The sequence below is a fragment of the Photorhabdus sp. RM96S genome (assembly GCF_042879335.1).
GTDB classification, from domain to species: domain Bacteria; phylum Pseudomonadota; class Gammaproteobacteria; order Enterobacterales; family Enterobacteriaceae; genus Photorhabdus; species Photorhabdus kayaii.
In genome coordinates, this window is the sequence record NZ_JBHFKT010000009.1 from 22,572 (window position 1) to 45,666 (window position 23,095).

At 42.2% G+C, this 23,095-nt stretch carries 20 protein-coding genes and 1 other annotated feature; of the genes, 15 read left to right on the top strand and 5 right to left on the bottom strand.

Annotated elements, in window-relative coordinates:
• Positions 1–2 precede the first annotated feature (2 nt).
• On the top strand, positions 3–323 hold the full coding sequence (trpR, locus tag ACGF49_RS07425) for a trp operon repressor (RefSeq protein ID WP_113041508.1): 321 nt from the start codon (positions 3–5) through the stop codon (positions 321–323).
• A gap of 35 nt (positions 324–358) precedes the next feature.
• Here trpR and yjjX read toward each other — a convergent pair whose 3' ends face one another.
• Complete coding sequence (gene yjjX, locus ACGF49_RS07430; RefSeq protein WP_113041509.1) at positions 359–889, bottom strand: inosine/xanthosine triphosphatase; 531 nt, start codon at positions 887–889, stop codon at positions 359–361.
• 54 nt (positions 890–943) lie between these two features.
• Between yjjX and gpmB the strand changes: the two genes are divergently transcribed.
• Positions 944–1,591: a 2,3-diphosphoglycerate-dependent phosphoglycerate mutase GpmB gene (gpmB, locus tag ACGF49_RS07435; RefSeq protein WP_113041510.1), complete on the top strand. Its 648-nt coding sequence runs from the start codon at positions 944–946 to the stop codon at positions 1,589–1,591.
• On the opposite strand, the gene robA is transcribed toward gpmB, so the two are convergent.
• Positions 1,588–2,463 carry an MDR efflux pump AcrAB transcriptional activator RobA gene (gene robA, locus ACGF49_RS07440; RefSeq protein ID WP_036777055.1) on the bottom strand — a complete coding sequence of 292 codons (876 nt, stop codon included), beginning with the start codon at positions 2,461–2,463 and terminating at the stop codon, positions 1,588–1,590. The genes gpmB and robA overlap by 4 nt on opposite strands.
• Before the next feature lie 507 nt (positions 2,464–2,970).
• Between robA and creA the strand changes: the two genes are divergently transcribed.
• Entirely contained in the window at positions 2,971–3,456 is a 486-nt protein-coding gene (creA, locus tag ACGF49_RS07445) for a protein CreA (protein WP_112896438.1), read from the top strand.
• Positions 3,457–3,644: 188 nt separating this feature from the next.
• On the opposite strand, the gene arcA is transcribed toward creA, so the two are convergent.
• Entirely contained in the window at positions 3,645–4,361 is a 717-nt protein-coding gene (gene arcA / locus ACGF49_RS07450; protein ID WP_113041512.1) for a two-component system response regulator ArcA, read from the bottom strand.
• Positions 4,362–5,020: 659 nt separating this feature from the next.
• Here arcA and ACGF49_RS07455 point away from each other — a divergent pair.
• From ACGF49_RS07455 to thrC, 4 genes are all read left to right on the top strand, one after another.
• Positions 5,021–5,089 (top strand): thr operon leader peptide, encoded by a 69-nt coding sequence (locus ACGF49_RS07455; protein ID WP_110826484.1) that lies wholly within the window; start codon positions 5,021–5,023, stop codon positions 5,087–5,089.
• Positions 5,028–5,147 (top strand) — a sequence feature (Thr leader region). Its footprint overlaps the gene before it by 62 nt.
• Positions 5,148–5,172: 25 nt before the next feature.
• Positions 5,173–7,632 carry a bifunctional aspartate kinase/homoserine dehydrogenase I gene (thrA, locus tag ACGF49_RS07460; protein ID WP_228902409.1) on the top strand — a complete coding sequence of 820 codons (2,460 nt, stop codon included), beginning with the start codon at positions 5,173–5,175 and terminating at the stop codon, positions 7,630–7,632.
• A 2-nt stretch (positions 7,633–7,634) separates the two neighbouring features.
• Entirely contained in the window at positions 7,635–8,564 is a 930-nt protein-coding gene (thrB, locus tag ACGF49_RS07465) for a homoserine kinase (RefSeq protein WP_228902407.1), read from the top strand.
• A 3-nt stretch (positions 8,565–8,567) separates the two neighbouring features.
• Positions 8,568–9,857: a threonine synthase gene (gene thrC, locus ACGF49_RS07470; RefSeq protein ID WP_113041514.1), complete on the top strand. Its 1,290-nt coding sequence runs from the start codon at positions 8,568–8,570 to the stop codon at positions 9,855–9,857.
• A gap of 58 nt (positions 9,858–9,915) precedes the next feature.
• Here the strand turns inward: thrC and yaaA are convergent, their stop codons facing one another.
• Positions 9,916–10,692 carry a peroxide stress protein YaaA gene (gene yaaA, locus ACGF49_RS07475; protein WP_113041515.1) on the bottom strand — a complete coding sequence of 259 codons (777 nt, stop codon included), beginning with the start codon at positions 10,690–10,692 and terminating at the stop codon, positions 9,916–9,918.
• Positions 10,693–11,220: 528 nt separating this feature from the next.
• Here yaaA and ACGF49_RS07480 point away from each other — a divergent pair.
• From ACGF49_RS07480 to ACGF49_RS07505, 6 genes are all read left to right on the top strand, one after another.
• On the top strand, positions 11,221–12,432 hold the full coding sequence (locus tag ACGF49_RS07480) for an MFS transporter (protein WP_113041516.1): 1,212 nt from the start codon (positions 11,221–11,223) through the stop codon (positions 12,430–12,432).
• 167 nt (positions 12,433–12,599) lie between these two features.
• Positions 12,600–13,553, top strand: a complete 954-nt coding sequence (tal, locus tag ACGF49_RS07485; RefSeq protein WP_113041517.1) for a transaldolase — start codon at positions 12,600–12,602, stop codon at positions 13,551–13,553.
• Positions 13,554–13,639: 86 nt separating this feature from the next.
• Complete coding sequence (gene mog / locus ACGF49_RS07490; RefSeq protein ID WP_113041518.1) at positions 13,640–14,215, top strand: molybdopterin adenylyltransferase; 576 nt, start codon at positions 13,640–13,642, stop codon at positions 14,213–14,215.
• Between the two features lie 139 nt (positions 14,216–14,354).
• Positions 14,355–14,915, top strand: a complete 561-nt coding sequence (locus ACGF49_RS07495) for a chorismate mutase (RefSeq protein ID WP_113041519.1) — start codon at positions 14,355–14,357, stop codon at positions 14,913–14,915.
• 490 nt (positions 14,916–15,405) lie between these two features.
• Entirely contained in the window at positions 15,406–16,512 is a 1,107-nt protein-coding gene (locus tag ACGF49_RS07500; protein WP_113041520.1) for an AAA family ATPase, read from the top strand.
• A gap of 5 nt (positions 16,513–16,517) precedes the next feature.
• Complete coding sequence (locus ACGF49_RS07505; RefSeq protein ID WP_262977631.1) at positions 16,518–18,812, top strand: S8 family serine peptidase; 2,295 nt, start codon at positions 16,518–16,520, stop codon at positions 18,810–18,812.
• A 140-nt stretch (positions 18,813–18,952) separates the two neighbouring features.
• Here ACGF49_RS07505 and satP read toward each other — a convergent pair whose 3' ends face one another.
• Positions 18,953–19,522 (bottom strand): acetate uptake transporter, encoded by a 570-nt coding sequence (gene satP, locus ACGF49_RS07510; protein ID WP_113041522.1) that lies wholly within the window; start codon positions 19,520–19,522, stop codon positions 18,953–18,955.
• Between the two features lie 427 nt (positions 19,523–19,949).
• Here satP and dnaK point away from each other — a divergent pair, with 427 nt between their 5' ends.
• Positions 19,950–21,860 (top strand): molecular chaperone DnaK, encoded by a 1,911-nt coding sequence (gene dnaK, locus ACGF49_RS07515; RefSeq protein WP_262977632.1) that lies wholly within the window; start codon positions 19,950–19,952, stop codon positions 21,858–21,860.
• Between the two features lie 113 nt (positions 21,861–21,973).
• Positions 21,974–23,092 (top strand): molecular chaperone DnaJ, encoded by a 1,119-nt coding sequence (dnaJ, locus tag ACGF49_RS07520; protein WP_011144959.1) that lies wholly within the window; start codon positions 21,974–21,976, stop codon positions 23,090–23,092.
• Positions 23,093–23,095: the final 3 nt, after the last annotated feature.

Genomic DNA, 23,095 nt, shown 5'->3' on the forward strand with positions numbered 1-23,095 from the left:
TTATGACGACGAATTATCTGACAGATCCGGCACTTTCGCCGCAAGATCATGAAGATTGGCAATGTTTCGTGACATTACTCCAACAGGCTTTTGCTGAAAATCTACAGCATCCGATTTTGCAGTTATTATTGACACCAGATGAACGGACAGCACTGGCTACCAGGGTACGCATTATCAAGGAGTTGATGAGTGGAAAAATGAGCCAGCGTGAGCTGAAAAATGAACTTGGAGTGGGTATTGCGACGATTACGCGCGGCTCTAATAGCCTGAAATTTGCCTCAAACGATGTTAAGGCTTGGTTGGAACAGCAATTACTGAAATAGCAGGCCGCCAATTGCGGCCTAGGCGGAATGTTTGTTTAACGGGCATTCAGCTCTTTATACATTTCATGATGTACGGGCACTAAAGCCAATATCAGAGCTTGGTGGTACACGCTGGTACGAGTCAGGATGCCATCAGTAAAAAAGCCAATTGCACCCTCTTTCTGCTTGATGTTATCAATACCTGTAAGGTAAGCCATTTCATGGCCTAATTCCCGACCTTCGCGGATACCATCAAGAATTTTTTCTGGTAGCATCAGACTGGCTGAACGAGATTCTCCGCGAATTTGCTGATATTCCACAACCATCCAGGCAAATGTCATATCGTCTTCAATACCCGCTTCCACACCTACCCAAAAGTCTGCCTCAGGGCGAACTTGTCTGGCCGCCATGACACGCTGACGGGCACCAGTACGGGTTTCTGTGTTACCAATAGGTTGTTGTGGGACGCTACTGTCTACATTGATATCTTCGATCCGATAAGTACCTGGCCCAAAAACATCATCAAAGGCGAGACTAATGGCTTTAATTTTTGCAGGGTTGGTGGTTGCGGCAATAACGTGATACATAATAGATGAGTTATCCTTTGAACGAGTATTTACGCAGTATAACGGAAAATGAAAATGTTACAGGTATATCTTGTTCGGCATGGGGAGTCTGAATGGAACGCAGCACGTCGTATTCAGGGACAATCTGACAGCCCTTTGACTGAAACAGGCGAACATCAAGCCAGATTAGTGGCGCAAAGAGTAAAATCTGAAAGTATTACCCATATTATTACCAGTGACCTTGGACGTACACGTCGAACGGCGGAAATCATTGCTGAGGTTTGTGGTTGTGAAATTATTCTGGAGCCCCGTTTGCGTGAATTGCACATGGGGGTTCTTGAACGCAGAAATATTGATTCATTAACATCGGAAGAAGAGAACTGGCGTAAGAAAGTCCTTGATGGCACACCTGGGGGACGTATCCCCAAAGGAGAATCTATGGATGAACTGGCTGTGCGTATGAGGGCTGCGCTGGAGGGCTGTCGTCATCTGCCTGTTGGTAGCCGACCGTTGTTAGTCAGTCATGGCATCGCTTTGGGATGTTTGGTTGGCACAATACTGGGATTGCCCGCACATGCTGAACGTCGTCTTCGCTTGCGAAATTGCTCTCTGTCCAGAGTGGATTATCAGCACAGTCCGTGGCTAGCGTCGGGCTGGATTGTAGAAACGGCAGGCGATATCACACATCTGGATACGCCCGCACTGGATGAATTACAACGTTAATGCTGGATAGGAATGAGATACTGAAATTCGATGATATGATTCGCCGCTTCCTTGTCTCTATCATTGGTATTGGTAAGATAATATCGCTCGATGTCGTATCCTTTCCTACGTGTCAAGTTTAGCATTGGCAGGCAAATACCATAGACGGTAAACAGGAAGTCCTGTAAGCCATCTTTGGTACCGTAGTAACTAAATGAGACGTATTCTCCGGCCGGTAATGTAACAGGTTGGCTGCCTGCCACATCAAACTGGGCATATTGGGGTTCTACCGCTGTTGTGTACAATACGGTTTGTTCATCTTCTTTTTCTGGATTGGGAGTTGCATGGTGAAGACCATAAAGTACAGGAGGTAACACCTCTGCATTTTGCAGATAATATGTCCAGAAATTGTGGCGCATTTCAGTACAAAAACTGGACCATTGTTCCAGCGTATAGGAACAGGTCTGTTCTATACCCACCAGTGGTTGTTCCTCTAGTGTGAGATAGGTTGCTTCGGGAATATACCTTTTATCCAGCAATATGGGCGGACAAATACCCGTGGCGCACCACTCCTCACTGAGTCGATAAAGTGCTGGTGTTTTATTGAATTGTTTTTTAAATGCGCGAGTGAAAGTTTGTTGGGAGTCAAACTGGTACTGTAAAGCAATATCCAGAATAGGGCGGCTGGTTAAACGTAAAGCAACGGCTGCCCGTGATAACCTTCTGGCACGGATATAGGAGCCAATAGCCTGGCCGGTAATGTCTTTAAACATACGTTGCAGGTGCCATTTAGAATAACCTGCTTTAGCTGCAACATTATTGAGTGATAATGGTTGATCTAAATGATTATCTAGCCAACGTAATAAATCACGAATGATGCCGGTTTGATCCATACATCTCCTTAGTCATTAAGACCAAAAGAACAACATACCCGTTATCTTTCAAGTTGCCTCTTTGTTGGCTGCGCTCACTCACCCCAGTCACATAGTTCGCTATGCTCCCGGGGATTCGCTTCCTTGCCGTCGCGATGCATCTTGAAATCCATAGGGTATATAAGAACCTATACTACTGGGCTATGTTGTTTGCCACTTGAACAGTCCCACAGAGTGGTAAAACGAATCATTCCTTGTACATCGTATGTCTGTTCTGATTTCTGCGTGCTGTTCATGTTCATAATTTATTGACAAGCGTGGCATTCAACAATAACTCTACTGGATATGAGCACTAAGTGTAAAACAAGTCTTATATTTACAATAGGATACTTGTTCGTATTATTATTTCACTCATTACTTTATGAAATTATATTAATGATTAATTATTTCTATTGATGGTATTACCATCTTATTTGGTATCTCAGTGGTGAAATTTTACGCTGAATTAATTAAGGAATGAGACTATATATGTTAAAAATCATAAAGATACTCGTAACAACGACATTGTTGTGCATACCTGTGGTGGCTCTGTCTGAAGAGATTGGCTCGGTAGACACTGTTTTTAAATTTATCGGGCCTGATCACAAAATTGTCGTAGAAGCATTTGATGATCCTGATGTTAAAAATGTGACTTGCTACCTGAGTAGGGCAAAAACAGGCGGAATAAAAGGGGGTTTAGGACTTGCGGAAGATACTTCTGATGCGGCTATTTCTTGTCAGCAGGTTGGAGAGATTGAACTCACAGACAAGATTAAAAAGAGCAGCAAAAAAGGTCAGGTGGTTTTCCAGAAACGAACCTCACTGGTGTTTAAAAAACTTCAAGTCGTTCGCTTCTATGATGCAAACCGTAATGCATTAGTCTATTTGACATATTCCGATAAGATGATCGATGGTTCACCGAAGAATGCGCTCAGTGCTGTACCCATTATGCCGTGGAAGACGGTGGAAAATTGAGGGGCAGGATGGGTTCCTACAGGGATATCCCATCCTGTCATTGTTAGAGACTTACTGATATACCCGTTATCTTTCAAGTTGCCTCTTTGTTGGCTGCACTCACTCCGGTCACATAGTTCGCTATGCTCCTGGGGATTCGCTTCTTTGCCGTCGCGATGCATCTTGAAATCCATAGGGTATAGTTCAAGTTATGCTTCCAAATCACCACAGAAACGATAGCCTTCACCGTGAATGGTGGCGATAATTTCCATCGTATCTGGCGTCGATTCAAAATGTTTACGGATACGACGAATCGTTACATCAACAGTACGGTCGTGAGGTTTCAATTCACGACCTGTCATTTTTTTCAGTAAATCTGCGCGTGTTTGGATTTTGCCTGGATTTTCACAGAAATGAAGCATGGCGCGGAACTCGCTGCGTGGCAATTTATACGGCTCACCAGCTGGGCTTATCAGAGAACGGCTATTGATATCTAATTCCCAACCGTTGAATTTATAACTTTCAACTTGGCGGCGTTCCTCGCTGACATTACTCAGATTCATGGTACGAGAAAGCAGGTTGCGGGCGCGAATAGTCAATTCACGCGGATTAAATGGTTTAGTGATGTAATCATCTGCACCAATTTCCAAGCCAAGGATTTTGTCTACTTCGTTATCACGGCCGGTCAGGAACATCAAGGCAACATTTGCTTGCTCACGCAGTTCGCGGGCAAGTAACAAGCCATTTTTGCCTGGAAGGTTAATATCCATAATCACCAGGTTAATGTCGTTGTTTGACAGAATTTGGTGCATTTCTGAACCATCGGTGGCTTCATAAACTATGTACCCTTCAGCTTCGAAAATGCTTTTTAGGGTATTGCGAGTGACAATTTCGTCTTCAACAATCAAAATGTGCGGGGTTTGCATGGTTGCTACCTAGAATCGCTTAAAAATAAATCAGAATGATTCAAACTACTCTTATCTCAGGATATTTACTGGTTATTATTTGTCATCACTGAAATGATAGCCCAAATCAGTAATAACATTTTATTGATATGTTTTACACTGAAAGTAAAAGTTGCTTTTCCTTTGGTGGGTATATACCCAAAAAAACTGGTTAAACAGTGTTATGTTAGTCCATTAACAGCAATATAACAGCTTGCAATGCATTTACCATCTAAAAAAACTACCTTTTATTGACGTACATCAAAATTGATTGTAGCACGTTAATATTATTTATATTGGTTATTTTATACCTTGTATTCTGTCATGCAAATGACAAATTCTTGTTAACGCACAGAGTGGTTTTGTGCGAAAAATAATCCCCCATGAGCTTGGCGGTGAACAAAAAGAACTGATTTTTACGAAAAGATAAAATATATTGTTAATTTTGTTAAAAATGGATTTAACAACTAAAAGATTGGGTTCGGTAAGAAATATTTGTTTGTCTTGATGACCATGAAATGAATTATTTCAATATTAAAAATATCAAAAGCGTAAGGTTATTTAGAGAAAATGTTTGACTTTGCGCACAAATTCATTTAACCAATATAGGGTCGAACTCATTAAATGACAGACAGGAACCTATGCAAACTATCAGCCTGAAAACCACAATGATTACCACCACCGGAACCACAGGTTGCGGGGCGGGCTGACGCATATATAAAACAGAGAAAAAAGCCCGCATCCAAATCAGATGCGGGCTTTTTTTTGGCGCGGAATCAGGAGAAAAATGTTAATGCGAGTGCTTAAATTTGGAGGAACTTCGATCGCTAATTACCAGCGAGTGTTGAGCGTTGCCGATATTGCAGAGAAAAAACTTTCTCAAGGAGGGGTTGCGTTGGTGCTTTCTGCTCCGGCAAAAATTACCAATCATTTGGTGGCTATGATTGAAAAAACGGTAGCTGGGCAAGAGATCATTACCCATATGCACGATGCTGAGCAGATCTTTGTTGATTTATTACAGGGGGTGGCACAGGCGCAACCCGGTTTTGCTTATGAACGGTTAAAAATGATGGTTGAGCAAGAATTTGCTCAATTGAAACAGGTTCTGCATGGTATTTCGTTACTGGGCCAATGCCCGGACAGCATTAACGCTTCCCTGATTTGTCGTGGGGAAAAACTCTCTATCGCCATCATGGAGTCTGTATTGCAGGCACGTGGTCACAAGGTCACGGTGATTGATCCGGTAGAAAATTTGTTGGCACAAGGTCATTACCTTGAATCTACGGTAGATATCAACGAGTCTACGAAGCGCATTGCTTCTCTGAATATTCCTGATGACCATATTATCCTGATGGCTGGATTTACGGCTGGAAATGATAAAGGGGAGCTAGTTGTCCTGGGGCGTAATGGTTCTGACTATTCTGCTGCAGTTTTGGCGGCTTGCTTGCGGGCGACATGTTGTGAAATCTGGACTGATGTGGATGGTGTTTATACCTGTGATCCCAGAATTGTGCCGGATGCACGGTTATTAAAAGGCATGTCCTATCAGGAAGCGATGGAGCTCTCTTATTTCGGTGCCAAGGTATTGCATCCACGGACCATTGCTCCAATTGCTCAATTTCAGATCCCTTGTTTGATTAAAAATACCGCCAATCCAGATGCGCCGGGAACACTGATCGGTGACGGGCAGAAAGATGAAAGTACGCCGGTAAAAGGGATTACCAACCTGAGCAATATGGCAATGATTAACGTATCAGGCCCGGGTATGAAGGGGATGGTTGGTATGGCGGCAAGGGTATTTGCTGTCATGTCCCGCAAAGGGATCTCTGTTGTGCTGATTACTCAGTCATCTTCAGAATACAGTATCAGCTTCTGTGTCCCTCAACGTGAATTGGAACGCGCGCGTCAGGCATTGAGTGAAGAATTCTATCTTGAGCTGAAAGAGGGAGTTTTTGATCCTTTGGATGTGATGGAAAATCTTTCCATTATCTCTGTTGTTGGCGATGGTATGCGTACCTTGCGTGGCATCTCTGCCCGTTTCTTCTCTGCATTGGCGCGCGGTAACATCAATATTGTTGCAATCGCACAGGGATCTTCTGAACGTTCTATCTCTGCGGTTATCGATAATGAAGTGGCAACGACAGCTATTCGTTTGTGCCATCAGATGTTATTTAATACCGATCAGGTGATCGAAGTTTTTGTTGTCGGTGTTGGTGGTGTAGGCAGTGTTTTGATTGAACAGATCCGTCGTCAACAAACATGGTTGAAGCAAAAACACATTGATTTACGGGTATGTGGTATTGCTAATTCACGGGCCATGTTGACGGATATGAGAGGTATTTGCCTTGATAATTGGCAGCAACATTTATCAGAGGCCAAAGAACCTTTTAGTTTGAGCCGCCTGATCCGTTTGGAGAAAGAGTACCATTTACTGAACCCGGTGATAGTGGATTGTACCTCTAATCAGCAAATTGCTGATCAATACGTCAGTTTCCTGAGTGATGGCTTCAATGTGGTCACGCCGAATAAAAAAGCCAATACTTCGTCAATGGCTTATTATCATCAGATTCGTAAGGCGGCAGAGAAATCTAAACGCAAATTTCTGTATGACACCAACGTAGGGGCTGGCCTGCCTGTTATTGAAAACTTACAAAACCTGCTTAATGCGGGTGATGAACTCATTCAGTTCAATGGCATTCTTTCTGGTTCTCTCTCTTTTATTTTCGGTATGCTGGATGAAGGAATGTCACTATCTCAGGCAACGTTACTGGCAAAAGAGAAAGGTTATACCGAACCCGATCCGCGTGATGATCTGTCCGGTATGGATGTTGCCCGTAAGCTGTTGATCCTCGCTCGTGAATCAGGTTATGAACTTGAATTGGATGATATTGATGTGGAACCTGTACTGCCAGCCTCCTTTAATAACCGAGGGGAGGTGGATGCTTTCCTGGAACGTTTACCTTCTCTTGATCAGGTTTTCAACCAGCGTGTGGCAGAAGCCAAAGGGCAGGGAAAAGTATTGCGTTATGTTGGCATAATTGAAGAGGGCCATTGTAAGGTGAAAATCGCCGCAGTGGATGGTAATGATCCGCTTTATAAAGTCAAAAATGGCGAAAATGCGTTGGCATTCTACACGCGTTACTATCAGCCAATACCGTTGGTACTGCGGGGATACGGGGCGGGTAATGATGTTACTGCCGCCGGAGTTTTCGCAGATATGCTGCGTACCTTGTCCTGGAAACAGGGAGTTTAATTGTGATTAAAGTCTATGCGCCTGCATCTATTGGCAATGTCAGTGTTGGGTTTGATGTACTGGGAGCGGCGGTCTCTCCAGTTAATGGTGCTTTATTAGGTGACTGCGTTACTGTCCGGGCAGCGAAGAGTTTCAGTTTGCGTAATGAAGGGCAGTTTGTAGGGAAGTTACCTGAGAAGCTGGAGCACAACATCGTTTATCAATGCTGGCAATTATTCTGCCAGTGTTTGGGCAAACAATTACCAGTGGAAATGACGCTGGAAAAAAATATGCCAATTGGTTCTGGCCTTGGCTCCAGCGCTTGTTCTGTTGTTGCAGGTTTGATGGCACTGAACGAGTTTGCAGGTCTCCCATTTAATGAAAGCCAATTACTGGCAATGATGGGGCAACTGGAAGGACGTATTTCCGGCAGTATTCACTATGATAATGTCGCGCCATGTTATCTCGGCGGTTTGCAACTGATTATGGAACAAGGAGATATTATCTGTCAGCCAGTACCAACGTTTGATGAGTGGTTATGGGTGATGGCCTATCCGGGCATCAAAGTTTCTACTGCGGAAGCCAGAGCAATTTTACCTGTAAAATATTCGAAGCAGGATGTTATCGATCATGGACGTTTCCTTGCCGGGTTTATTCATGCCTGTCATACACGGCAACCAGCGCTGGCAGCCAGATTGATGAAAGATGTGGTTGCTGAACCATATCGTACCCAACTGTTACCGGGTTTTGCTAATGCGCGTGAAACAGCAAAACGGGTAGGGGCATTGGCGTGTGGTATTTCTGGTTCTGGCCCGACATTGTTCTCCATTTGTAATGATATGGCGACCGCAGAGGAAATAGCTGAGTGGCTGCAACAGCATTATGTTCAGAATGATGAAGGTTTTGTACACATTTGCCGTCTGGATCTCGCAGGCGCACGACAAATAGGGTAACTAATGAAACTGTATAACTTGAAAGACAACCGCGAGCAGGTGAGTTTTGCACAAGCAGTCAAACAGGGGTTAGGTAAACAGCAAGGGCTTTTCTTTCCGCAAGATTTACCCGAATTCAGTCGTGAAGAAATTGACCAACTGTTAAAACTGGATTTTGTCACCCGCAGCGGTCGCATTCTTTCAGCATTTATTGGCGAGGAAATTCCGCCAGAACAACTGGCGACACGAGTTAAGCATGCTTTTACTTTTCCGGCGCCTGTTACCGACGTGGAAAATGATGTTGCAACGCTGGAATTATTCCACGGCCCGACACTGGCATTTAAGGATTTTGGCGGCCGTTTTATGGCGCAAATGTTGGCACAAGTTGCCGGTGAGCAGCCAGTCACTATCCTGACGGCGACTTCCGGCGATACGGGGGCCGCAGTAGCGCACGCCTTTTATGGGCTAAATAACGTACAAGTGGTCATCCTCTATCCACAGGGCAAAATCAGCCCGTTACAGGAAAAACTGTTTTGTACCTTGGGCAGTAATATTCACACAGTGGCGATTGACGGCGATTTCGATGATTGCCAAGCGTTGGTTAAACAAGCGTTTGATGATCAAGAGTTGAAACAAGCTCTGTATCTCAATTCAGCTAACTCAATTAACATCAGCCGCTTGTTGGCGCAAATTTGCTATTACTTTGAAGCGGTTGCTCAGCTACCAGAAGATAAACGTGAACAACTGGTTATTTCTGTACCGAGTGGGAATTTTGGTGATTTGACCGCGGGTTTATTGGCAAAATCGATGGGATTGCCGGTAAAACGCTTTATCGCTGCTACTAATGTTAACGATACGGTGCCACGTTATTTAACGGATGGAAAATGGTTGCCTCATCAAACGGTTGCTACGCTTTCCAACGCAATGGATGTGAGTCAGCCAAACAACTGGCCACGTATTGAAGAACTATTCCACCGTAAATCCTGGCCGTTGAGTGAATTGGGGTATGGTGTAGTCAATGATGATGTGACAAAAGAGACGATTAAGGAATTGGCTAAATTGGGTTATATCTCTGAGCCTCATGCTGCGGTTGCTTATCGTGTTCTGCGTGATCAATTACAAGACGGTGAATATGGGCTATTTCTCGGTACGGCTCATCCAGCGAAATTTAAAGAGAGTGTGGAACAGATTCTGGGTGAGGAATTACCATTGCCCAAAGCTTTGGCTGAACGGGCTGATCTGGAGTTGCTATCCCATTACTTACCGGCAGATTTTGCTAGGTTGCGATATTTCTTGATGGAAAGAGCACCCTAGTCATTATGAAAGTGGGCGCCGCACAGATCATGCGGCGTTTATTATTGATAATAAGGTCTTAATATTGTTCTGGGCGCTTAAATACCAGCTCATTCCCTTTGGATAACGATTCATCAAAGGCATAGCCATCCAGATTAAACTCCACCAGACGGTCAGTTTGTGTTAATTGGTTCTGAATAATAAACCGGCTCATCAGCCCACGGGCTTTTTTCGCATAAAAACTAATGATTTTATACTTACCGTTTTTCTCATCGAGAAATACAGGTTTAATAATTTTACCAGCTAACTTTTTCGTATTCACGGATTTGAAATATTCATCGGAAGCCAAATTAACCAACACATTATCACCTTGTTGTTCCAGCGCCTCATTGAGCTTTTCTGTGATCAAATCTCCCCAGAAAGCATAGAGATCTTTACCGCGTTTATTTTCCAGTTTGATCCCCATTTCCAACCGGTAAGGTTGCATTAGATCTAACGGACGAAGTACACCGTAAAGGCCAGACAAAATCCTCAGATGATTCTGAGCAAAATCAAAATCCTTATCGGAGAAAGATTCAGCCTGCATACCGGTATAAACATCACCTTTAAATGCCAGGATAGCCTGACGGGCATTTAAAGGTGTGAAATCAGCATGCCATTCGCCAAAACGGGCGGCATTCAAGCCGGCAAGTTTATCGCTGATACCCATCAAACTCGCAATTTGGGCAGGCGTCAGTTCGCGACAAATACGGATTAACCGCTTTGATTGGTCGAGTAATTCTGGTTGGCTATATTCCTCCGTGGCAAGCGGGCTTTCATAATCAAGAGTTTTTGCAGGTGAAATAGTAATAAGCATAATATCGTCCCGGTTGTTCAGATGAGGATACTTTAACAGAAGATAGGATAATAAAGAATTAATCACGACGATAGCGGAAACTGTGTGCGTGATATCTGTAGGGTAACAAGCTGATAATTTTGCACTCTATTTTATTGATCTATACCCGTCATCTTTCAAGTTGCCTCTTTGTTGGCTGCACTCGCTCACCCCGGTCACATAGTTACCTATGCTCCCGGGGATTCACTCCCTTGCCGTCGCGATGCATCTTGAAATCCATAGGGTATATACTGCACTTAACGTTAAAAACATTTAAATAATTTATAAAGGTATATTTTAATTTTAATTTATATATAAATTAAAATAAAGTTTTTTGGCTTATTAAAATATTAATTTTTGTGAGTTTGATCGATTTTTCTTGGATTGTAATATAGTAATTATTCTAAAAGTGAGAAAGTGTACAATATTACCAGTTTCTTATTTGATTGAAGTCGGGGAAATACCATTAATGAAATCGATTGGATAAATAAAATATAAGTGAGATAAGGTATGGAGAATAAAAATAGGCTATTATCCTCTGATATAATATCTATCTTTGGTACAGGAATAAGTGAAATAGCGCTTCTTTCGCTTGTATATTCAATTACCAAGTCGGAGATAGATACGTCTTTAATGGTATCTGTAAGGTTAACAGCGAGTATATTAGTTTTTGTGGTTATTGGCGGGCTAACTGCTCGGTTTAGTATGCGGGCTATTTGTATTTATTCGGATTTCTTCCGGGCAGTAACAATATTTCTTGCTGTATTTGTCAATAATATATATTTATTATTTTTCATATCTTTTCTTCTATCATTTTTTTCAGGTTTGAATATATCGATAAGGTCAGTGGCATACCAGGCATTTGTCAGCTCAGAAGAAAGAGTGGCTTTTATATCAAAGCAACAATTCTATTATGGGTTGCTCTCTATATCTTCTCCATTGATAGCAGGTTTTTTGATAAATATAACATCGATACGTTTTTTATTTATTATTGAATCAATGTGTTTTATTTTATCAATTATATTTCTCTTTTTTATCGGCGATTGGGGAATTAGAATAAAGGAAAAAGATATTTCTATGAAATATGGTGGTTTAGAATATATTATCAAGAATAATACTCAGAGAAATATATTATTATTCAGGATAAGTATTTTAACTGCAATGGTGTCATACCAAGTGATTTCAACCTATATAATGACTTCTCACTATGCAACAATTGTCTCTTTATTTAGTGAATTATATTCGTTTTCTTTTTCTGATTTAATTGCTTATTTTTCCTTTTTAGCTTCTGTTTCGATGTTATTTGGATCTTATTTTTCTAGCTACTATTTCAATATAAGTAAATTAAAAAAATCTTTCTTTCTTGGTTCTCTATTGATTGCAGTTGGGAGTATTCTTTGGGCTATGCCTTTGTCAAAAAGTGTCCTGTTATTTTATACTTTGGGAACTATGCTTATTTTTATCGGACTCTCTTTTTTAAGGATATCTCTCTATACATCAGGGCAAGAGCTGACCCCAGAAAAATATTTTGCTAGAATAATATCGTCTTCGGATGCAATTTCAAGAAGTTACCAGTCAGCCTTTGGTATTATCATAATAGGGTTAATCCCTTTGCTAGGAAGTAGTATTTTATTTCTCTTTTTTGCAATGTGTTCTTTGAGCTCAGTTTTTGTTGCAAAGAAAATAAGTGCTGACGTTGAGAATAAACTCACATTAAAGTAATTTTTTGTGAAAAAATTTATCTTCTAATCCCCGGGAGCAGAGTATAACTCTGTGACCGGTGTGAGTGATCGTTTTACCGCCTTGCAGCAAGGTTTTACCGTGTTATTATCAGTGGATGGCTCAATAACAATGCCACAATTTCACGCATAACGATGAGATATGACAAAATGACCGATAAACTAACCTCCCTGCGTAAACTGACAACAGTAGTGGCAGATACCGGGGATATTGCGGCGATGAAGCTTTATCAGCCACAAGATGCGACAACTAACCCATCTCTGATCCTTAACGCTGCACAAATTCCTGAATACCGTAAATTAATTGATGAAGCAATTGCGTGGGCGCGTGAACAGAGCGATTCCCGCGAGCAGCAGATTGTGGATGCCAGTGATAAACTGGCGGTAAATATTGGTTTGGAAATTCTCAAACTGATCCCTGGCCGTATTTCGACAGAAGTTGATGCCCGTTTGTCTTATGACACCGAACGCAGTGTTGCCAAAGCTAAGCGCTTGATTAAGCTATATAACGAGGCTGGTATCAGCAATGATCGGATTCTGATCAAATTGGCTTCAACTTGGCAGGGTATCCGTGCGGCTGAACAGCTAGAAAAAGAAGGGATTAACTGTAACCTGACACTACTGTTTTCCTTTGCTCAGGCGCGTGCTTGTGCGGAAGCCGGGGTTTATCTGATTTCGCCATTTGTTGGCCGTATCCTTGACTGGCATAAAGCGAACAGTGATCAGAAAGAGTTTGCTCCACACGAAGATCCGGGCGTCATTTCTGTAACTGAAATCTACCAATACTATAAACAACATGGCTATAACACTGTGGTTATGGGAGCAAGTTTCCGTAACGCTGGTGAGATCTTGGAATTGGCGGGTTGTGACCGTTTGACTATTGCTCCCGCACTGTTGAAAGAGTTGTCTGAAGCTCAGGGTGAAGTTGAACGTAAACTGGGTTATACCGGTGAAATTAAAGTGCGCCCAGAACCATTGAATGAAGCTCAGTTCTATTGGGAACATCATCAGGATGCAATGGCAACAGAAAAACTGGCGGATGGTATCCGTAAATTTGCTATTGATCAGGGCAAACTTGAGAAGATGATCTCTGATCTGCTGTAATGATAGGCGATAAACTATTCTTTTAGCGTTAAAGGCGGCATAATTGGCCGCCTTTTTGCTACTAAATTGTGTTAATTGAGGTTTATATGAATGAACTGCGCATTGGCTTGGTATCCGTCTCTGATCGTGCATCGAGCGGTATTTATCAGGACAAAGGGATTCCGGCATTAGAAGAGTGGCTGAAAAGTGCGATTACCACCCCTTTTCAGATAGAGGCTCGTCTGATCCCGGATGAGCAGATCATCATTGAACAAACCTTGTGTGAGCTAGTGGATGAAATCGGCTGTCATCTGGTTTTGACCACTGGTGGAACCGGCCCCGCACGCCGAGATGTGACGCCTGATGCTACATTAGCGGTTGCAGACCGTGAAATGCCGGGTTATGGCGAACAGATGCGTCAGATTAGTTTGCAATTTGTTCCAACGGCAATTTTATCCCGTCAGGTTGGTGTTATCCGCAGGCAGGCGCTGATTTTGAATTTGCCGGGGCAACCAAAAGCAATCGCAGAAACGTTGGAAGGCTTGAAAGACGAAAATGGCAAAGTTCTGGTATCCGGCATTTTTGCCAGTGTGCCGTATTGTATCCAATTGCTAGATGGCCCATATGTGGAAACCGATGATAAGGTAGTCGCGGCTTTTAGACCGAAAAGTGCTCGTCGTTGAACAATGAGTTGATTGTAGAAAGAATCAAAAAATCGAACTTTTATCCGCCACCTATCGAAAGGTAATTTCAACATTTTAAGCTTATAATTAGTTTGGTATTGTTGATTAGTTTGTTTGGAATAAATTTCGGGGTGAAAAAATGCAACGGTCAAAAAAAGTAAGGACTGGTTTTATTGTTGGCTTGGCATTGGTTATGAGTGCAATGGCACCAACGGTGACGCTAGCAATGGAGGCAAAGGCGACGGTAGCTCAGTTAATTAATCAGCGCCTTTCTTACATGAAAGATGTGGCGGGATACAAGGCTGAAAACCATTTACCTGTTGAGGTTTTGGCTCAAGAAAAGAAGGTTCTTGCTAAATCAATAAGTGAGGCTGAATCTTTCGGATTAAATGGAGAATCAGTCACACCGTTCATTATAATTCAGATGAATGCGGCAAAGGCGATTCAATATCGCTATCGAGCTGATTGGTTGCCTCTCCCTGAAAATAGTTGGCAACCGAAGCCGCTAGATGATGTTCGGATTAAAATTAGCGGGCTGAGTACGGAAATCCTCCAACAAATTGCGATCTTGCTCAAAGCCGGAGAGAAAATAAGCGTTTCTGACAAGGAAATGTTTATGAGGAATATTCAACAACACAATTTAAAGGATTCGGATAAACAGCAAATTTTCTCTGCGCTTGAGAAAGTGAAATTAAAATAAATCACAGCCCCTCGCCCTTAGCAAGAAAAGCCGGTCTTTTTAAAGTGAGCTTTTGGAGCTGGATTTGCTTTACGGTTTTTTAAGCTACCAGCAGCACGTACAGCAACAATCTGTTTCGGCATACAGATAACCCTGCCTGATATCACGAGACACTGATCATGTTGTACAGGGCTTGATACCTCTCAGATTAAAGCGGCCTTATAGTTTTTCACTGAACGTCATATGTTAAAAGTAATCGCCTACGGGCTAACTTGCGCCTTGTATCTTATTGATGGTAACTCCTCGGAAGTTAAATTTGACGTATACAACGTCAAAGACAGTGTGCTGATAAAACCGAACCCAAAGACTAAGCTTTTTCCTTAACTCCTGCCTGTAATTGTGGTGATAATTTGTTTTTTAGGTTGACAAAATCGACATTATTCATGACATTCATGCATATTGGCATGACAAAAAATCATTTTTGATTGTCATTATATTTAAGAGGTTGGTTATGAATATCGTTGCTGAGGACATTGTTGCCCTCATAGAAGCGTCCTTGGATGCTAATTATACAGAAGTTAGAAGTGTCAGTAATAGAATAGCTAAATCTATCAGTGCTGATGATATGGATGTTGCTAAAAAAATTAAATCCATAGTAAGACGTAAGGGAGTTCCACTTCGTAGTTCGGGATATAGTGATAGTTTACCTGTTGACCCTAAATCAAGAATGCCTTTAATTGAGGAACACCAGTGGTCAGTGACTCCTATTTTTTTGGGCGAGTCTGAGAGTATTACTTTCAATGCTTTTATTGAAAGTGTTAAGCATCAAAAAAAGCTAATTGAAAATGGGTTATCAGGAAGATTGGGGTTGCTGTTATCAGGTCCACCGGGTACCGGTAAGACATTGATTGCTGGTCATGTTGCTTCTCAACTAAATAGGCCGTTATTCGTTGTCAGATTAGATTCAGTAATATCATCATTATTGGGTGATACAGCTAAGAATTTAAGGCAAATTTTTGATTATGTACCTTCTAGAAACGGCATATTGTTATTAGATGAGGTTGATGCGGTTGCTAAGATACGTGATGATCGGCACGAAATAGGTGAGCTTAAACGTGTTGTGAATACTTTGATACAAGGCTTAGATTCACTGGATGATAGCGCAGTAGTAATTGCGGCAACTAACCACGCAGATCTTTTAGACCCCGCGATTTGGCGACGTTTTCCATATAAAATTCGCTTTGGTATGCCAAACCTAGAAGTTAGGGAGTCTCTTTGGAATCATTTCCTTTTCCAAGATAAGGGGATATCAAAGGAGTTAAAAGCACTATCTATAATATCAGACGGATTAAGTGGAGCAGATATTGAAACTATAGCAATAGCGGCAAGAAGACAGGCAATTTTGACTAATTCGGATATTGATATTGTAGCGGTCATTCAAGCAATAATTGGGGGTGATTCACATAACTCGATTATACCTTACAGAGAAGGGTTAAGCTCGGATAATAAAAAAAACATCGTTAATTTGCTTTCCGAAACTAAATTGTTTACTCAGGCTGAAATCGGTAGTTTTTTGAAACTAAGTAGACAGACAATTTCAAGCTATCTTAAGGAATAGGAATTATGGCTGAGGGTGTTAGAAGTCCTTTATTAAATCCTGTACTATCTTTTTTAGATAAGCCAGTTCCCAATACAGTGAGTGGTGGCGGGAAAAACTCTAAAGGTATAATTTGGGCACGATTAGATGATCAAAAAGAGAAGCTATCGAAAGAGCTTAGACGTATTAGCGAAGATGATGGTATTGTTTCCCATTCAGGTAAAATTCATCTATTAGCTAAAATGTTTGATGATTCTCTTGCACCATCTTGGACCCCTGATGATTTATTTGAAGCAGATGATTTAACAAGAATAGTTGCTCCGGCTTTTGATGGATACTTAGTCGAAATCTCAGGTTCTAGAATCTCTAGTTTGATTGAGAAAATAAAAAAAGCGAAAAATGCTCGAATTAAAGTCGATATTTCTCGTCTTGAAAGTATTATTGGTTTTGATAAAAATCAAGTATTACGAGGAAGAAAGGCAAAAGCTGTTTTTGAAGCGTTCGATGATGTAGAAAAGCAATTCAATGTTTGGATTTTACCATTCCATGATAAAAAAGCAAGAGTATCTGTTAAGAAAGAACTTGAAGAATTTGCTAATCAGAAGATTATTGGTTTTGGTCATTCTAAATTTGATAATGTTTTTAAAAATGAAGAAATACAAAAAAAGGGAAATAGATATTTCCCAAGAAAATTGGATGAGTATTTAATCGACGGAACATTATCATTTACCACGGTAATAAATAATTTAGAGAATTTTAATAAGTTAATTAGCTCTGGTATTGTTTATAGAATTGAGCCGGTACATAATGTTTCAGCAAAATCAGTGCCACCAGGTAGCGGTAAAGAACCGATACCTAATTTATCTAACTTGAAAAATATCCCAACAGTAGTAATTGTTGATGGTGGTTGCTCTGCTGTTTCTTATTTACCTTTTAACGTAATGAGTATTACTCCATTAGTAGATCAGCATGATGCAGATTTAAAGCATGGTAATAAGGTTACTTCAGTAATTTGCCAAGGATCTGCATGGAATAATAATCTTGCTTTACCTGAGTTGGCGTGCAAGTTTATTAGCGTTCAAGCAATTAATAAAAAAGGAGTAGCTATCCAACCAACGACCGAACAATTTATTAACTATCTTAGAGATGTTGCTAATGAGACAAAAGGGATATCTCAGGTATGGAATCTTTCATTTAATGAGAGTGAGCCATATTATTCGAATGAAGAAATTAGTTATTTAGGGCATGAAGTTAATCGAATTGCCCGTAAGTTTAACATATTACCAATTATTTCAATCGGTAATGTAAGCAGATCAAATAGTATAAGATTGTGTCCTCCTGCCGATTGTGAATCTGCTTTAACTATAGCGGGACGATGTGCGGATGAAAATGGTATGGCAACTACACCTTGCTCGATGAGTTTGCGAGGGCCTGCTCCGGCAGGGATGAAAAAGCCGGAACTATCTTGGTTTTCAACGTTACGAATGATTGGTGGGGTAATAGATACTGGAACTAGTTATAGTACACCTCTTATTTCATCAATAGCAGCACATGTGTTTAAAAATCTAAAAGAACCTACTCCTGATTTAGTTAGAGCATTGTTAATAAATAAAGCTGAGAGGTGTGCACATGATTTGCGTCTAGGTTGGGGCTCACCTTGGAAAGAAGGTAATAACCTTCCTTGGTATTGTGATGAAGGGACAGTTACTCTCGCTTGGAATAGTAAAATTCGTGCAGGGTTTGCATATTATTGGAATGATATTCCTCTACCTACTGAAATGTTGGAAGATGGAAAAATTAAAGGAGAAATAATATTAACAGCAATATTAAAACCCTTGGTTTCTGAATTGGGAGGCGAAAATTATTTTGCTACTAGGCTACAGTGCTCTTTGCAGAGCATTAGTAACGACGGTAAAGTAAAAAATCTTCTTGGTACTATGAAGGAATCTAAAGAAAAAGAACTTCAGTCTCGCCAAGAGTTAGCTAAATGGAGCCCGATAAGACATCATGGAAAATCTTTTTCAGGAGTATCCGTTGATAATACGAAGTTAAGACTCTATGCTCGAATTTTTACCCGTGATTTATATCAGTTTGATATGTCATCACACCATGAACTATCTGAACAAGAGGTATCATTTGTCTTAACTTTTAAAAGTCACAATAAAGATTTTGGTATTTATAACACAATGAAACAACGTTTAGGACCAAAAGCTGAAGTTGGAATAATTGAGCAACATATTGATATTGATAATACAATATACCCTATGGATTTCAAGTTGCATCGCGACGGCAAGGGAAAGAATCCCTGGGAGCATAGATAACTATGTGACCGGGGTGAGTGCAGCCAACAAAGAGGCAGCTTGAAAGATGACGGGTATAGACATTGAAAAATGGGATAGCAATATGCTCATAACGGACTGGAAGAGGGGGAAAAATTTGCCTTCTTCCAACCCGCGGTTTATTACGGTTTTATCTCGCCAATGGGCAGAATAGTGCGTCCATACTGCTCATTCAGCACTTCCGCCATTGCCAGATAAAATGCGCTGGCACCACAAATTATCCCTTCATAACCGGCAATCGTCAGAAGAGTGGTATTTCCGGTAAAGTTGCCAATCGCTAACAAAGCGAACAACAGTGTCAGGCCACCAAAGATAAACTGTAGTACGCGGTTAGCCTTGAAGGTGCCAAAGAACATAAACAGAGTAAACACACCCCATAGGCCAAGATATACCGCTAAATATTGGCTGCTGGTGGCTTCTGCCAGTCCCATTTTAGGCAGAAATAATAACCCGACCAGACTGAGCCAAAACAACCCATAGGAGGTGAAAGCCGTTGCGGCAAAGGTATTGCCTTTCTTATATTCAAAAATCCCTGCCAGTACTTGAGCCAGGCCGCCGTAGAAAATGCCCATACTCAGGATAACGGATGCCAGTGGAAAGAAACCTGCGTTATGCAGATTAAGCAGAATGGTTGTCATGCCGAAGCCCATTAGCCCTAAGGGGCCGGGGTTAGCCAATTGATTCGCGTTCATAAGTCCTCTGAAAGAAAGTCATATACCCGTCATCTTTCAAGTTGCCTCTTTGTTGGCTGCACTCACTCACCCCGGTCACATAGTTTTCTATGCTCCCGGGGATTCGCTCCCTTGCCGTCGCGATGCATCTTGAAATCCATAGGGTATAAATAGCAAAGGTGGCGAATCATAATGATCTGTCAGCAATGAAACAATAATCTTTGAAATAATAAAAAGGTTTTTTTTTCGCATCCCCCCTTGATGATAGCTTTAACGACCCCATCTTATAATCAACCGCAGTTGCTAATCGCTGTCCTATACAGCCGGTGTTATAAGCAAGGGTGAGGAATCGCGTAGAGGCAAAAAATAGGTGCCATTGAAATGCAGAGAGTTATCCTCATATTGATTAGCAACTTGATTGATTACGAATTTCTTTGGAGGCGTTTAGATGGGTAAAATTATTGGTATCGACCTGGGAACTACCAACTCTTGTGTAGCTATTATGGATGGCACGACAGCTCGTGTGCTGGAAAACAGCGAAGGTGATCGCACAACCCCTTCCATCATTGCTTATACCCAGGATGGAGAGACTCTGGTTGGTCAACCGGCTAAACGTCAGGCTGTTACTAACCCGCAAAATACGTTGTTTGCTATTAAGCGTCTGATTGGCCGTCGTTTCCAAGACGAAGAAGCGCAACGCGATGTAGCTATCATGCCATACAAAATTATTGCGGCAGATAATGGCGACGCATGGCTGGAAGTGAAAGACCAGAAGATGGCTCCTCCTCAGGTTTCTGCTGAAGTTTTGAAGAAAATGAAGAAAACGGCAGAAGATTATCTGGGTGAGCCAGTGACTGAAGCGGTAATCACCGTACCTGCATATTTTAACGATGCTCAGCGTCAGGCAACCAAAGATGCGGGCCGTATCGCAGGTCTGGAAGTAAAACGTATTATCAACGAACCAACGGCCGCTGCACTGGCTTATGGCTTGGACAGAGAAGTGGGTAACCGTACTATCGCGGTTTATGACCTCGGTGGTGGTACTTTCGATATCTCTATTATCGAAATCGATGAAGTTGACGGCGAAAAAACCTATGAAGTACTGGCGACCAACGGTGATACTCACTTGGGCGGCGAAGATTTCGATAGCCGTATGATCAACTATCTGGTTGACGAATTTAAGAAAGATCAGGGCATTGATCTGCGTAACGACCCATTGGCAATGCAACGTCTGAAAGAAGCAGCAGAAAAAGCTAAAATTGAGCTTTCTTCCGCACAGCAGACCGATGTGAACCTGCCATATATCACCGCAGATGCAACTGGTCCTAAGCACATGAATATCAAAGTGACCCGTGCGAAACTGGAATCACTGGTAGAAGATCTGGTTAAACGTTCTATGGAGCCTGTACGAGTTGCATTGCAAGATGCCGGCCTGTCAGTTTCTGATGTGAACGATGTCATTCTGGTGGGCGGTCAGACCCGTATGCCAATGGTACAGAAAGTGGTTGCTGACTTCTTCGGTAAAGAGCCACGTAAAGATGTGAACCCTGACGAAGCGGTAGCAATGGGTGCTGCGGTACAGGGCGGTGTTCTGGCTGGTGATGTGAAAGATGTCTTGTTGCTGGATGTTACACCACTGTCTCTGGGTATCGAAACAATGGGTGGCGTTATGACTTCCCTCATTGTGAAAAACACCACGATCCCAACCAAACACAGCCAGGTGTTCTCTACGGCGGAAGACAATCAGTCTGCGGTAACTATCCATGTGTTGCAGGGTGAGCGTAAACGTGCCGGCGATAACAAATCTTTGGGCCAGTTCAATTTGGATGGTATCCAAGCAGCACCTCGTGGTATGCCTCAGATTGAAGTGACTTTTGATATTGATGCTGACGGTATTTTGCATGTATCTGCCAAAGACAAAAACACCGGTCGCGAACAGCAGATCACTATCAAAGCCTCTTCTGGTCTGAATGAGGACGAAATTCAACGTATGGTTCGTGATGCAGAAGCTAACGCTGAATCTGATCGTAAGTTTGAAGAGTTGGTACAAGTTCGTAACCAGGCAGATCAACTGGTTCACGGCACGCGTAAGCAAGTGGAAGAAGCGGGTGACAAGCTGCCAGCAGAAGATAAAACCGCGATTGAAAGCGCTGTAGCTGAGTTGGAAAAAGTTGCTAAAGGCGAAGATAAAGCGGATATCGAAGCGAAAATTCAGGCTTTGGTTCAGGCTTCCGCTAAGCTGTTGGAGATTGCTCAGCAGCAGGCTCAGGCTGGTGCAACCGCAGATGCTGGTGACAGTGCGAAGAAAGATGACGATGTTGTAGACGCTGAATTCGAAGAAGTTAAAGATAAAAAATAATAGCCCTTAGCGGGCGCGGTGACAGTTAGATGATGATAACTGTTGCTGATTAACCGGCACGGGCGTTGAGGGAACTCTGCGCCCGTGTGCGCATGTTAAGGGTAAAATAAGAGATGGCGAAAAGAGATTATTACGAGGTTTTGGGGGTTTCCAAAACAGCGAGCGAAAAAGAGATTAAAAAAGCCTATAAGCGGCTGGCGATGAAATATCATCCTGATCGTAATCAGGGCGATAAAGAGGCAGAAAGCCAATTCAAAGAAGTTAAAGAAGCTTATGAAATTCTGACGGATGACCAGAAACGGGCTGCTTATGATCAATATGGTCATGCTGCTTTTGAACAAGGCGGCATGGGCGGCGGCGGAGCTGATTTTAGCGATATCTTTGGTGACGTTTTCGGTGATATTTTCGGTGGTGGTCGTCGTCAACAGCGTCCAAGCCGCGGTGCTGATTTGCGTTACAGCATGGAATTGACGCTGGAAGAAGCGGTTCGTGGTGTGACCAAAGAGATCCGTATCCCGACACTGGAAACTTGTGATATCTGTCATGGTAGCGGCGCTAAAGCAGGAACCAGCCCTGTAACCTGTTCAACCTGTCAAGGTGCTGGTCAGGTTCATATGCGTCAGGGATTTTTCACCGTTCAGCAACCTTGCCCACACTGTCATGGCCGTGGTCAGATCATCAAAGATTCTTGCCATAAATGTCATGGTCATGGGCGAGTTGAAAGATACAAAACCCTGTCTGTCAAAATCCCGGCGGGTGTGGATACCGGTGACCGTGTTCGTTTGAGTGGTGAGGGTGAAGCGGGGGCTAAAGGCGCACCCGCAGGTGATTTGTATGTTCAGGTACAGGTGAAATCACACCATATTTTTGAGCGTCAAGAAAGTAATCTCTATTGTGAAGTGCCGGTTAACTTTGCAATGGCGGCACTGGGTGGAGAAATCGAAGTTCCAACTCTCGATGGCCGTGTGAAATTGAAAATACCTGCGGAAACCCAGACAGGTAAAATGTTCCGCATGAAAGGCAAAGGTGTTAAATCTGTCCGCGGTGGTGTTCAGGGTGATTTATTGTGCCGGGTAGTGGTAGAAACGCCGGTTAAATTAAATGAAAGACAGAAAGAATTACTGCGCGAATTGGGTGAATCTTTCGGTGGGGCCGGCGAAGAAACGAATAGCCCACGTTCTAAAAGTTTCTTCGATGGCGTAAAGAAATTTTTTGATGATTTGACCAAGTAAATA